The 13,555-nt window shown below is 44.3% G+C and carries 13 protein-coding genes; 8 read left to right on the top strand and 5 right to left on the bottom strand.

Annotated elements, in window-relative coordinates; all coding sequences use genetic code 11:
* Positions 1–220: 220 nt before the first annotated feature.
* Together DXX93_RS07355 and DXX93_RS07350 are read left to right on the top strand one after the other, a co-directional pair.
* Positions 221–2,281: a M13 family metallopeptidase gene (locus DXX93_RS07355; RefSeq protein ID WP_116007529.1), complete on the top strand. Its 2,061-nt coding sequence runs from the start codon at positions 221–223 to the stop codon at positions 2,279–2,281.
* Positions 2,282–2,585: 304 nt separating this feature from the next.
* Entirely contained in the window at positions 2,586–3,410 is an 825-nt protein-coding gene (locus DXX93_RS07350) for an L-type lectin-domain containing protein (protein WP_116007528.1), read from the top strand.
* A gap of 197 nt (positions 3,411–3,607) precedes the next feature.
* Here the strand turns inward: DXX93_RS07350 and DXX93_RS07345 are convergent, their stop codons facing one another.
* Entirely contained in the window at positions 3,608–4,396 is a 789-nt protein-coding gene (locus tag DXX93_RS07345; RefSeq protein WP_181902166.1) for a substrate-binding periplasmic protein, read from the bottom strand.
* Positions 4,397–4,790: 394 nt separating this feature from the next.
* Between DXX93_RS07345 and ahpC the strand changes: the two genes are divergently transcribed.
* The 4 genes from ahpC (at position 4,791) to DXX93_RS07320 (ending at position 8,268) form a co-directional block, all read left to right on the top strand.
* On the top strand, positions 4,791–5,360 hold the full coding sequence (gene ahpC, locus DXX93_RS07340) for an alkyl hydroperoxide reductase subunit C (protein ID WP_116009866.1): 570 nt from the start codon (positions 4,791–4,793) through the stop codon (positions 5,358–5,360).
* A 196-nt stretch (positions 5,361–5,556) separates the two neighbouring features.
* Complete coding sequence (gene ahpF, locus DXX93_RS07335; RefSeq protein ID WP_116007526.1) at positions 5,557–7,137, top strand: alkyl hydroperoxide reductase subunit F; 1,581 nt, start codon at positions 5,557–5,559, stop codon at positions 7,135–7,137.
* A 210-nt stretch (positions 7,138–7,347) separates the two neighbouring features.
* A complete protein-coding gene (locus DXX93_RS07325; RefSeq protein ID WP_220347556.1) occupies positions 7,348–7,782 on the top strand; it encodes a CBS domain-containing protein in 435 nt (144 codons plus the stop codon).
* A gap of 24 nt (positions 7,783–7,806) precedes the next feature.
* Positions 7,807–8,268 carry a GNAT family N-acetyltransferase gene (locus DXX93_RS07320; RefSeq protein ID WP_116007523.1) on the top strand — a complete coding sequence of 154 codons (462 nt, stop codon included), beginning with the start codon at positions 7,807–7,809 and terminating at the stop codon, positions 8,266–8,268.
* Between the two features lie 296 nt (positions 8,269–8,564).
* Here the strand turns inward: DXX93_RS07320 and DXX93_RS07315 are convergent, their stop codons facing one another.
* Positions 8,565–9,170, bottom strand: a complete 606-nt coding sequence (locus tag DXX93_RS07315; RefSeq protein ID WP_116007522.1) for a DUF2306 domain-containing protein — start codon at positions 9,168–9,170, stop codon at positions 8,565–8,567.
* Positions 9,171–9,358: 188 nt separating this feature from the next.
* A complete protein-coding gene (locus DXX93_RS07310) occupies positions 9,359–10,207 on the bottom strand; it encodes an AraC family transcriptional regulator (RefSeq protein ID WP_116007521.1) in 849 nt (282 codons plus the stop codon).
* Positions 10,208–10,463: 256 nt separating this feature from the next.
* Here DXX93_RS07310 and DXX93_RS07305 point away from each other — a divergent pair, with 256 nt between their 5' ends.
* Together DXX93_RS07305 and trxA are read left to right on the top strand one after the other, a co-directional pair.
* The gene (locus DXX93_RS07305; protein WP_116007520.1) at positions 10,464–10,931 is read left to right on the top strand and encodes a YHS domain-containing (seleno)protein; all 468 of its coding nucleotides are present in this window, start codon (positions 10,464–10,466) and stop codon (positions 10,929–10,931) included.
* Between the two features lie 10 nt (positions 10,932–10,941).
* Positions 10,942–11,253 carry a thioredoxin gene (trxA, locus tag DXX93_RS07300; RefSeq protein ID WP_116007519.1) on the top strand — a complete coding sequence of 104 codons (312 nt, stop codon included), beginning with the start codon at positions 10,942–10,944 and terminating at the stop codon, positions 11,251–11,253.
* A 183-nt stretch (positions 11,254–11,436) separates the two neighbouring features.
* Here trxA and kdsA read toward each other — a convergent pair whose 3' ends face one another.
* On the bottom strand, positions 11,437–12,282 hold the full coding sequence (kdsA, locus tag DXX93_RS07295) for a 3-deoxy-8-phosphooctulonate synthase (protein WP_116007518.1): 846 nt from the start codon (positions 12,280–12,282) through the stop codon (positions 11,437–11,439).
* Positions 12,283–12,298: 16 nt separating this feature from the next.
* A complete protein-coding gene (locus tag DXX93_RS07290; RefSeq protein WP_116007517.1) occupies positions 12,299–13,546 on the bottom strand; it encodes a DUF819 family protein in 1,248 nt (415 codons plus the stop codon).
* Positions 13,547–13,555 lie beyond the last annotated feature (9 nt).

The following is a 13,555-nucleotide window of genomic DNA, read 5'->3' as shown; positions in this document are numbered from 1 at the left end:
ACTGCGCAACAGGGAAAGGTAATTTGGAGCCTTGACCTAACTCACACGAACAAGACACACAAAGGCTAAATGACCAACTGCCTAACCTAATTACATATTTTGTAACATTATCGCTACCGCCAAAGCTAACCTTCCATTAGCTTTGCCTAGCACACCCGCACCAGATTCATTACTATCTGGTGCGACAGAAACATCTCAAACAAACATGCAGAGTATCAATATGAAAGCAATTCTCTCAACAGCAATTTGTTCATCTATGCTGCTACTTGCTGGCTGTAATGCCACGTCAGAATCAGCAAAAACTGAAACAAGCTTCAAACAAACTGCGTTAGCCTCTGGCATCAGCAAAGCGAACATGGACATGAGTGTTCGCCCGCAGGATAACTTCTACCGTTATGTCAATGGCGGTTGGTTAAAAGCAACCGAAATTCCAGGCGATAAAACGGCGATTGGTTCATTCTATGATCTGCGCGATGAAGCTGACGAAAATGTTAAAGCGATTATCGAAGAGTTGGCGGCAACACCTAACCTGCAAGCAGGTTCAGACGAGCAAAAAGTGGCTGACTTATTCCGCGCTTACATGGATCAAGAAAAACGCAATAGTTTAGCTATTACGCCGATCAACACCATTTTGCACGACATCAAGGCACTGAACAGCAAATCAGACTTAATGTCATTCTTTGGTAAATATCAATCTGTCGGTGTGACTAGCCCAATGTACTTGTACATCAGCGTTGACGCAAAAGATTCTAGCCGCTACGCAACCCACGTTTGGCAAGGTGGTTTAGGTTTACCGGATAAAGACTACTACTTCAATGAAACCGAGCGTTTTGTTGATTTACGCGCAGGCTACAAAGCCCATATTGCCAAAATGTTTGCGTTAGCTGGTTTTGAAAATGGTGAAAAAGCGGCTGAAACCATCTTAGCGCTTGAGACAAAAATGGCGGATTACCACTGGACACGCGTACAATCTCGCGACAGTGAAAAACGCTACAATAAGTTTGAAACCGCTAACTTAGCGAAAGTGTCTGATCAAATCGATTGGTCAGCATATTTAGCCGCTCAAGGTGTTAGCGCACAAAAAGACTTAATTGTTAACCAACCTGACTTCGTCGCAGGTTTTGGCAAGATCTTAGCGGAAACTTCACTCGCAGATTGGCAAACCTACCTCAAGTTCCATACGTTAAGCGCTTATTCAAGTTACCTGACAGCTGAGTTAGACAACGAGAATTTTGAGTTTTTCTCAAAGCAGCTAAGCGGCCGCCAAGAGCAGCGCCCACAATGGAAGCGCGGCGTCAGTGTTGTTAACAGCAACCTAGGTGAAGTGATTGGTAAAGTCTATGTGGCGCGCCACTTCAAACCAGAAGCTAAAGCACGTATGAGCCAGCTAGTTGAGAATTTACGCAGCGCGTACGGTGCATCAATCGATGATTTGGCTTGGATGTCAGATGAAACCAAGAAAGCCGCTCACGTTAAACTGGCCGCCTTTACACCGAAAATTGGCTACCCAGACAAGTGGGAAGATTACTCATCATTAGCCATTAAAGGCGATGACTTAGTCGGTAATATCATTCGCTCGGGTATGATTGCTCACCAAAAAGAAGTCGAGAAATTAGGTGGTCCAATCCGCAAATGGGAATGGGGCATGACACCGCAAACCGTTAATGCCTACTACAATCCTACGGTAAACGAAATTGTTTTCCCTGCTGCAATCTTACAACCACCATTCTTTAACATGGCGGCTGATGACGCCGTTAACTACGGCGGTATTGGCGCGGTCATTGGTCACGAGATGGGGCACGGCTTTGACGACCAAGGTAGTCGTTACGATGCAGAAGGTAACCTGCGTAATTGGTGGACGGAAAACGATTTAGCGGAGTTCCAAAAACGCGCCGCCAACCTAGTTGAACAATACGACGGTTACCAAGTATTTGAAGATCTGAACGTGAACGGTAAGTTGACCCTTGGCGAAAACATTGGTGACTTATCTGGTGTCACGATCGCGTACAAAGCTTATAAAGCCTCACTTAACGGTAAAGAAGCGCCAATTATTGACGGTTTAACTGGCGACCAACGTTTCTTTATGGGATATGCCCAAATTTGGCGTTCAAAAATCGTTGAGAAATCAATGCGCAACCGCGTAGCGACTGACCCTCATTCACCGGGCGAATTCCGCGCGCTAGGCTCATTATCAAATATGAATGAGTTCTACGAAGCATTTGACGTAAAAGCAGGCGATGCCATGTATATCGCGCCTGAAAAACGCGTGAAGATTTGGTAATGCAAGCATAACGCTCAGGTCAACTAAATAGGCGACATCCTGATTTAGTTGACCTATTGCCTAACACTTAATACCTTTCGACAATTCTCCTCCCCTTCTCGCGCTGGCCTAGCTAAAATCAGGCAACCTCTCCCTTTTACTCAATCGACGGTTCGTCAGAGCGCAGACAACAGGCCAAAAAACTTGTAAATACAATGTTAACACTTTACTGAATTAGCTTTTTCGACTATATTTTGACCGGTTTAATATTCCAGCGATATGCGCTGGAATATTGTTATAAACAGTAGTAACACAAGGACGAAGTATGAAGAAGTTAGCTAGTATCATTGCAATATCATTGCTAAGTTTGCCCGCTTCGGCAGGCATAATATCAAGCCAAACAGACTTTTCTGACACCTCGGCATGGCAACTTAATAGCGATGCCAGCCAAAATAACAATCGCTTAGCGCTCACCCAAGGGTTGAGTCAAAGCGGTAGTGCGTTTTTACGTTCACCCATCAGTCTGTTAAACGACACCTCATTTAGCGCGTTTTTCACTTTTGAAATCTCTCAACCTGTCGGGTTAACCGACGTTGATGGCTTCCAAGGTGCTGACGGCTTAGTGTTTGTCGTGCAAACTAACGATACCAATGTTGGTAGTCAGGGGTTAGGCATCGGTTATCAAGGGATCGCCAATAGTATTGGCATCGAATTTGACACTTGGACGAATACGAGTTTGGGTGATGTCGATGGTAATCATGTTGGTATTAATTTAGGTGGCAATAGCCAATCGGTTGCGCAAGCCTCGGAAAGCTCAGCGTTTAACACCGGCGGTATTTGGTCTGCTTGGATTGATTACGACGGCATTAACGATTTACTCGAAGTGCGATGGTCAGACACAGGCACGCGCTCTGCTGATGCAGGCTTATCATTAAGCGTTGATTTAACCAGTGAATTAGGTAGTAATGATGCGTTTTTTGGTTTCACCTCAGGCACAGCCGCAGGTGGTGGTTTACACGAAGTGATCAGCTATGAGTTCCGCAACACCTTTGCACCGATCCCTTCGGTGACAGCCATTGATGCACCATCAGCCTTGGCATTGATGTTTGCCGGTTTAGCTGGTCTAGGTGTGCGTAGAAAATCGCAATAACCCCGTGTATGCATTTGGCTAAGTTAGTCACTCAAAAACAGCGTAAAAACTGAATAACGCTACATAAACGCCAAATCTGAACAGTAAAACGGCCACATTGAATTGTTAAATGTGGCCGTTTTTTTATCGCTGTGTTTCGCTTGCTTTAATGCTCTTAATTGCCTTAACTAATACCAATTGAAGTAAAGGGCTTTACGCTAATAATCCGCGACATAACGTGCGATTATTTTGTCAATTTCGCCTCGCTGTGCCATCGCGACTAAAGTCATTCGCCACTCTTCAGCCTCGGTAGACGACATAGTCAGTGGCCCGGCCAAATAAAGCTTTGTCTGCATCACAACTTCTTGCTCGATCAGATTCATGGGTGAATAACTAGACTTCTTAGTTAAAAATTGCGCCAAATGAAACTCAGTAAACCAGTGCTTAACTAGCCCTTCTGCCAACAAACTCAAACACGCTTGTTCACTGGTAACGGCAATATAATCAGTTTCGCCATTGCTTTTTAACCAGTCTTCCATCGGCGTATTGTAGTGAACACATAGTTTTGCTCGCACATGTGGTTGACGACTCTGTGGTGATTCTTGACGCTTGTCATGCGCTAGCGATTGGTTGGTATCTACACTTTGCTGATGTGCACTATCTTGCCAGCCCAACATACCAACTTGTACAGGTAAAATGGGGGCAACCCAAGTAAATAAGTGCTCCCTCTCAGCCGTGCGTGCAACGCCAACCATCAACACATTAGGCAAGCGCTCTACCATACTAAACGCTCGCTTTAGCGGTACCACTTGTTGGTGCACCTGATAGCCGAGTTGTTGGCCTGCTTGAGATATCACATCCATGTTGATCCCTCTGACGTTACCTTCCTCTTGCCAAGAAAATGGGGGAACTTGAGGGCCAATAAGCGTAATTTGATCAGCTGTCTCGCTGGCAACAGCGATCCCCATAAAGCTTATCAATAACAGTAGACTGGTTAATTTAGACAAGGCTGATAACGTAATGCGTGACAATAAGTGCTGTAACTTTAAGGGTTTCAACGGGTAAATCAAACCCTTTGGCGAATGTTTTTTGAACAGCCCTGTGTTCACTGAGGTGATAACTAAGTAGCCAACTGGCGACAAGTGTTGGCAGCAAGCGCAAAGTCAAACATTAATTTTTTGTGTTAGTGCGATGACAAGGCTGTTGTTAACACCACAAAAAATAGCTGCAGCCCTTTGAAAATAGCAAGTTCAGAAAAATCGCATCATGATTCAGTTTTTTCGAATATAACTATCTACACAATTAATTTTGACTTGGCAGCAACTTCACCTATCATTCTCCCCGTACTTAACAAACAGACTTTCAAACGTTCACTAGGAACGAATAATACGGAGAATGAAAATGACTCAATCATTAATCAATACAAAATTACAACCATTTACTTCAACTGCTTTCCACAACGGTGATTTCGTTGACGTAACTGAGCAAGACTTACTAGGCAAATGGTCTGTAGTTATGTTCTACCCTGCAGATTTTACTTTCGTTTGTCCTACTGAATTAGGTGACATGGCAGATCACTACGCTAAGCTTCAAGAAATGGGCGTTGAAGTATACTCAGTATCAACTGACACGCACTTCACTCACAAAGCATGGCACGATGCGTCAGACACAATCAACAAGATCAAATTCCCAATGCTTGCTGATCCAACTGGCAAAATCTCTCGCAACTTCGGCGTACTAATCGAAGAAGAAGGTTTAGCATTACGTGGTACTTTCGTTATCAACCCAGAAGGCGAAATCAAAGTTGCTGAAATTCACGACTTAGGTATTGGCCGCTCTGCAGCTGAGCTAGTTCGTAAAATTCAAGCAGCACAATACGTTGCTGAGCACGACGGTGAAGTATGTCCAGCAGCTTGGACACCAGGTGAAGAAACACTAGCTCCTTCTTTAGACCTAGTTGGTAAAATCTAAGCTAGCCTCTAGCTAACCGCTCTACTGATTGATACGGCTTAGGCCTAAGCCTTATCAATTGACTCAAAGAGTTTCTACATGGCTTAGCTCAATGATTTGCATACCTGTTGTTACTTTTACTGCAAATTAGCTAAGCCACCATAACCCTATTTTTTTAGCATTGCTGCATCAATTGATGTGAGCGCAGGAGTTGATCATGTTAAATTCAGACCTAAAAACGCAGTTGAAAACTTATTTGGCGAACATCAAAAAGCAAGTAACTCTTAGCCTTGCCCTTGATGACAGCGCAAAATCACAAGAATTAAAGCAGTTAGCCGAAGATATCGCCTCGTTATCAACGCTAATCACCATTGAAAACAGCACAGACGCCGCAGCACGTAAGCCGTCAATGACGGTTATCTCAGAAACAGGCACTAAATTAGCCTTTGCTGGTATTCCATTAGGCCACGAGTTCACGTCATTAGTGCTCGCACTATTACACTCAGGTGGTCACCCGATCAAAGTATCGGAAGAAGAAATTGAACAAATTAAATCGTTAGAAGGCGAGTTCCACTTTGACACTTACATTTCATTAAGCTGTCAAAACTGCCCAGACGTTGTCCAAGCCTTAAACATTATGGCGGCCATCAACCCGCAAATTACCAGCACTATGATTGACGGTGGCTTGTTCGAGCAAGAAGTAAAAGATCGCAACATTATGGCAGTGCCAAGCGTTTACCTAAACGGTGAAAGCTTCGGCCAAGGCCGTATGTCATTAACTGATATTTTAAAGAAAGTCGATAAAAACGCAGACGCTAAACAAGCACAAAAGCTTAACGAAAAAGAGGCGTTTGACGTATTAATTGTTGGCGGTGGCCCTGCTGGTGCATCAGCCGCTGTTTACGCCGCACGTAAAGGCATTAAAACCGGTATTGTTGCTGACCGCTTCGGTGGCCAAGTATTAGAAACTGTCGGTATCGAAAACTTTATTTCAGTCAAGAAAACCGAAGGCCCTAAACTAGTCGCTAGCCTTGAAGAACATGTAAAAGATTACGATGTTGACATTATGACGGGCGCAAAAGGCGTTAAACTAAGCAAAGATGAGCTAGTCAGCATTGAATTAGACAACGGCGCAACCCTAAAAAGTAAGAGTGTGATTGTTGCCACAGGTGCGCGCTGGAGAAAAATGAACGTGCCGGGTGAAGCGGAATACAGCGGCTCAGGCGTAGCTTACTGCCCACACTGTGATGGCCCACTCTTTAAAGGCAAGAAAGTTGCTGTGATCGGTGGTGGTAACTCAGGTATTGAAGCGGCGATTGACTTAGCCGGTATTGTTGAGCACGTCACGGTACTAGAGTTTGACTCAAAACTACGCGCCGATGAAGTATTACAGCGCAAAGCAAAATCTATGGGTAACATTACGATTTTGACGCAAGCACAGACCACAGAGGTACTAGGCGACGGTAACAAGGTAACTGGCCTTGCCTACACTGACCGCGCAACAGGTGACAGTCACGAACTTGAACTAGCAGGTATCTTCGTGCAAATTGGCTTAGTCCCTAACGCTGAATGGTTAGATGGCGACATTGATTTAACTAATCGCGGTGAAATCATTGTGAACGAACGCGGTGAAACGTCAATGCCAGGTGTATTTGCAGCTGGTGACGTCACCACTTCGCCTTACAAGCAAATCGTTATCGCCATGGGTAATGGCGCCAATGCCAGCTTAGCCGCCTTCGATTACTTGATTCGTCAAGTGGAAGAAACCAGCGACGAAGCGGCAGAGAAAGTCGCCTAACTTGAGCGACTTTCTAGCAACCTAATGGCGATAGTTAGTACGTTAACTAGGTCGCTATGCTCAGATAGGTTACACAGTGTAAAAAAGCAGCTTAGGCTGCTTTTTTCGTTTTTTGCGCTATAATCGGCAAAAGGCAAATTAACATTTACAAACAACAGCTTAGCATTTGATTGAAAGCTCAAAGACAGATTGCGACAGAAAGTGACGACAGTGCCTAATGTTTCTGAATTAATGACCCGCGAGGTGATCAAAATTAACCTTGATGAGCGGCTCGATAAAGTGAAAGAAATTTTTGATCAATATAAGTTCCATCACTTACTTGTGGTTGACAATAATAATGCCCTTTGCGGCGTGCTCTCAGATCGCGACTTGTTTAAAGCACTTAGCCCCAATGTTGGCCTTGCCTCTGAAACGGCAAGAGATGCCGCCACGTTAAATAAGCGTGTCCACCAAATCGCTGCCCGTTACCCTATTTCTTTGCCAGTCAATGCTAGCCTAACTGATGTGGTCAAACAGCTTCACGAACACCAGATCACCTGTATGCCAATTGTGGATGACAACCAGCGCCCCGTGGGTATTATTACCACCAAAGATATTGTGCGCCTACTTCATGATAAAATTGACACCGCAGAAGCGAATATTTAAAACACCCAAGTTAAGAACGATAATATGAACAAGATGACTATTCGGCCTGCAACGCTAGCTGATATTCCAACGCTTGAGCTTTTCGAACAAGGCGTTATTGCCGCCGAGCGACCTGTGGCAGAAAACTTACGTGATGGCAATATCACCTATTACGACCTACCGTCATTAATCACCAATGATACCTGCCAGCTGCTAGTTGCTGAAACCGCTGGCCAACTTATTGCCAGTGGTTATATCAAAGTCAAACCATCACCTGACCACCATAAATACCCGAATCACGGTTATATTGGTTTTATTTACGTTGAACCTGAATTTCGCGGCCAAGGGATTAGCCAACAAGTGATTCAAGCGTTATTTGAGTGGGCTAAGCAGCAAGGGATTGTTGAAGTCTTGCTGGATGTTTATAACGATAATTCACCTGCGATTAAGGCTTATGAAAAGCTCGGCTTTAATAAAAGCCTAGTGCAGATGCGGGTTGAAGTGTAAATAACCTTAGCTCTGGATAACTAATGCGCTTCTAGCGGCAATTTTTACTGCTACCAGCGTTAAATTTACTTGCAATACGCCCCCACGGATGGGGGAGATAGAGCGACGTTGGAACCTGAGCCGAGACTCGCTATTGACGCGCAAATTTGCCTTGATATCAGCAAAAATTTCTCGCTAGAAGATAACGACAAACATAAGTATTTGAATTTATTTATTATTCACTATTTTTATCCAAACCTAAGGTTAAATATCGAAAGCTGCTTTAGTATATTGATTCTGTAGCAATAAAAAGAGTATTAACCTTTTGAGGTTTTATATAGCTGAGTCAAAACAAACCATTCCACCAGTAGCAGATTAGGTACCCAGCAAATCCATGATAAAACAGGATAAAAATCGGAAAATTTAATACCAACAAGCGTGCTTAAACCAAGATACACCCTCAGCGTAACACCCGCTAGGGTTAACGCATAACTTCTAATCATCCAATCACGATGAGCAGTTACATCGCCGTGAAGAATATGCCAATATGCTGTCAAAGTAGTACCCAGCCAGCAAAGCGCCATTAAGCCAAAGCCAAACTGGCTAGCCATTCCACCAAAGGCATTTAATGCGAGAACCAAGCCGGAAAGACCTCCAAGTACTACAGCTAAAACATACAAACGACCTAACCAGCGGTGGACTCCAATATATTTAACTCTTAGCTGACGATTTAATTGTAAGGCACCAAAAATCATGGCACCAATGCCACCAGCTAAATGGAGTGAAATGGCTTCTGGAGATGTATCAAACAAGTTTGCAATAAACTGGCTTCTAAACGTTGGAATTGATAGGTTTAATAGCGCATACACTGCGACGCCAAAAGCCAACACTGTCATTACAGGCCATGCAAAATGCCGAAGCATCTAAACCTCCTTGTTAAATGATTATGAGAAGTTTTTGAAAAGACTGATAGAGAGTCATCCCCATGTAACTTCTAAATCTAGCAGCAAAACATCAGTGTTCAATATTCAAGTGCATTAAGTTCAGGTGCATTAAAAAATTTCGTCTGAATAGTCCAAGCCGTCAATCACTGACCGAACTCAACTTAAACCTAGACGCTCGACTCTGATGCCTCTTCCAGCGTTTTTTTCAACCAAGCCTTGGGAGATAACTGACACGTTTTGTTAAACGCGCGTGACAAGCTTGACGGGCTTTCGTAGCCAACCAATTGCGCGCAATGATCGACGCTCTTACCCGTCAATAAGTGTTTTTGTGCTAGCGATACACGCCAACGCGTTAAATAATCGTTGGGGGTTTCCCCCAGTACTTGTTTAAACAGCGGTGAAAACTTAGAGCGCGACATCAACGCGACCTCTGCCATTTCATCGAGCCCCCACGGGTGCGCAGGTTGACTGTGAATTGCACTGATCACCTTACTTAAAAACGGGTGAGATAAACCGGCTAACAAGCCTTGCTCAATTTTTTGCTCAGTAATTAAATGCCTTAGCAAGCACACAATAAAGACTTCCATTAAGCGATTAAGAATCGTTTGTTTACCCAGATTGTCTGATAGAGCTTCATTCACCATCCAAGCAAAGCTGTCGTTTAACGCCGTTGCTTGCCTCAGCGGCAAAATGATCACGTCAGGCAAAGCTTGCGTTAACGGGCTTTGCTGGCCAATTCCATACTGTACCGTTGCACAGATCACCTCCGCATTGTCAGACTCAGTTGCGGTTAAGCGATGCTGTCTCGGTCTAGGGAAAAAGACAATACTGGGTTCATCAAGCACTTGCTTAGCACCATTATTTTCGCTAAGTAACAAAGTACCTTGATGCAAAATATGAATATGCCCTTCCACTTGGCTTTCTTCACCAAACGTCGATAACCCGCACAGTTGTCCGGTATAAAACACACCGGCCTGAATACTAAAGTCTTGAATTATTTGTGATAACTGATCCATAAAAAATTATTTTTCTGTCAATGCTTAGGGCGTTAACCGCCAAACACTTACATTTGAACATAGGTTTGAACGTAAGGTTTAGACGATTTGCACGATTTTCTGGACGATTGTAGCTCAAGCCATCGCTTTCCGGCAGTACTATTTTCATCACAACGAAGAGCAGCTGCTAACACAGCATATAACTTTGGTTTAGCGCCTTTAGCTAGTAAATAGCCAGTAAAGCTCAACCGCTTACATTTAAATCAGGATATACAAGATGAAAAAATTTAACTTAAAGACAATGACTGCCAGTTTATTACTTGCCGCTTCTAGCATGAGCTTCGCTGCTGATATCGACATGAATGCTGATGCCAACGACCTGGCTATTAAAGGCTACGACCCGGTTGCCTACTTCACCATGGGTAAGCCCGTAAACGGTGACATCAACTACACAGCAACATACAAAGGCGCTATTTACCGCTTTAGCAGCGAATCAAACCGCGACATGTTCCGCGCTGACCCTGCTAAGTTTGCACCACAATACGGTGGCTACTGTGCCTACGGTGTAACGCGCGACAAGAAATTCGATACTGACCCAACAGCGTGGCGCATTATCGATAACAAGCTTTACCTCAACCTTAACAAAAGCGTACAAAAAGCTTGGTTAGAAAACACCCAAGCCTTTATTAATCAGTCTGACGAAAGCTGGTTAGTGATCAAAGACAAAACAGTAGACGAATTATAGGAAGTTAGTCATGGCGGCGATTGAAATAAACGATGTTGAACAATTTGCAGAGCTGATCACGGCGAACGACAAAGTTGTGATTGATTTTTGGGCCCCTTGGTGTGCACCTTGCCGAGCCATGATGCCAGTGTTTGAACAAGTATTTAGCAGTGACACGGTTAATGCCACAGGTGTGAAAGCCAATGTTGATGAACTGCCAATGCTGGCGCAAAAATTTGGTATCCGCTCAATTCCTGCCATTGTTGTGATAGAAAATGGCGAAGTCAAAGCACAAAGTTCTGGCTTAATGAACGAGCAAGCACTACGTGAATTGGTTGCCTAACTAATACCTATTAAATTCTCATCATGTTAAAAGTTAAGGCTAACAGGTTAATGCTGTTGGCCTTTTTTTAACGCTAGGGAAAGTGATAGCTATTTATAAAAAAGCCACTTGTCGATAATCAACAAGTGGCTTCTGATTTTTCAGCCCTGCATCAAGGGCTACGGCAAGTGCAAATTGAACAGCTTAGCTAGCGGTATCCAGTGGTTCAAAACCTTTGACTAAATCATCAATCGCTTTCATCTGTGCTAAATAAGGCTCAAGTTTATCGAGCGGCAGCGCACAAGGGCCATCGCACTTTGCTTCGTTTGGATTCGGGTGAGCTTCAATAAACAAGCCAGCAATACCTAATGCCATACCACTGCGCGCTAATTGCGCGGCTTGTGCACGTCGACCATCCGCCGAGTCACTGCGACCGCCAGGCTTTTGCAAGGCATGAGTTGCGTCAAAAATCACTGGCGCTTGCTGCGTCATTTCATCCATTGCTAGCATATCAACAACGAGGTTGTTATAGCCGTAGCAGCTGCCGCGCTCGCACAACATAATTTGCTCATTACCAGCTTCACCAAACTTGTTAATGATGTGGCGCATTTCGTGAGCCGCTAAAAATTGCGGTTTTTTCACGTTAATCGCCGCCCCCGTTTTCGCCATCGCGACCACTAGGTCTGTTTGTCTGGCAAGGAAGGCTGGTAGTTGAATCACATCGGCAACATCAGCAACGGGCTGCGCTTGATAAGGTTCATGCACGTCAGTAATAATTGGCACCTTAAAGGTGTTTTTGATTTCTTCAAAAATCTTCATCCCTTCATCAAGACCCGGGCCACGGTAAGAGCTCACCGAAGAGCGGTTCGCCTTGTCAAACGACGCCTTAAACACATAGGGAATCCCCAACTTTTGGGTGACTTCCACGTAGTGCTCACAAATTTGCATCGCTAAATCACGCGACTCAAGTACATTCATACCACCAAAGAGCACAAATGGATTGTTATTTGCCACTTCAATGCCTGACACAACAACCTTTTCAATTGTCATAAGTTTTCCTTAAAAATTAACCTGATGCAGCTTGCATTAAGAGGCCACAAAGATACGCCATGTAAGTGCCAACACCGTAGCCTAGCACAGCCAATAGTACACCTACTGGTGCAAGCGATGGGTGAAATGCCGAAGCAACCACAGGGGCAGAGGCCGCACCGCCGACATTAGCTTGACTACCCACAGCCATGTAAAAGAGTGGTGCTTTGATCAACTTAGCCACCGTCAGCATCAATGTGGCGTGGATTAACATCCAAATCGCCCCAATAACGAAATAAATCGGCGTTTCCGCGATGGCTAGAATATTCATATGCAAGCCAATCGACGCAATCAAAATGTAGATAAAACTCTGTGCCACTTTGGAAGCACCATAAGCTTCTATTTCGCGAACGCGGGTAAACGACAAACTAATACCAATAGTCGTGGCGATAACCACTAACCAGAAGAATTTACTGTTTAAGCTAAACTCTTTTGCCCAAGGGAAGGTTTCGCCAAAGTACGGCCCAAGAAAATCTGCACAGAAGTGGGCAAAACCCGTGATGGTAAAGGCAATAGCAATCATACGAATATAATCGTTTAACTGCGGTGTTTTGCTATTTTGTGCTTGGTACTCTTCAACTTTAACTTTTAGTTCTTCAATCGCAGAAGTGTCGGCACCAGTTTTCGCATCAATTTCTTTATGCTTAGCCGCCATAAACAGCAATACCGCCAACCATAAGTTAGCGACAATGACATCAACAGTCACCATGGCTGAGAAAATATCGCCGCCCACTTCAAACATTTCTTTCATTGATGCTTGGTTGGCACTGCCGCCAATCCAGCTACCAGCTACTGTTGTCATCCCACGCCATACCGCGTCTGGGCCATGCCCGCCAATCGCTTCTGGGACTAGCGCGCTCATGATCAAAATAGCAATCGGGCCACCAATCACAATACCTAAAGTACCGGTTAAGAACATGATCAAGGCTTTAGGGCCAAGGTTGATAATGGACTTGAGATCAATACTAATCGTCAACAACACCAAACAGGCAGGTAACAAGTAGCGAGAGGCAACATAGTAAACATTTGAACTATGGCCATCAGCAATACCAAAGGTGTTAAGTAGCGAGGGAATAAAGTAGCACAGCAATACTGCTGGTACATAAGTATAAAACTTACGCCAAAACGGGTGGCTGCTATGCGCGGTTTTAAACACTGTCCCTAGAATAAGGGCCAGCAAACCTAAGACCACCGCATCATTAGTGATTAAAGGATTATGAGTCATTAAGGCTCC

Source organism: Thalassotalea euphylliae, from assembly GCF_003390335.1.
In the GTDB taxonomy this organism is placed as follows: domain Bacteria; phylum Pseudomonadota; class Gammaproteobacteria; order Enterobacterales; family Alteromonadaceae; genus Thalassotalea_F; species Thalassotalea_F euphylliae_B.
Note: the sequence above shows the minus strand (reverse complement) of the source record. Positions and strands in the feature narration are given on the sequence as shown.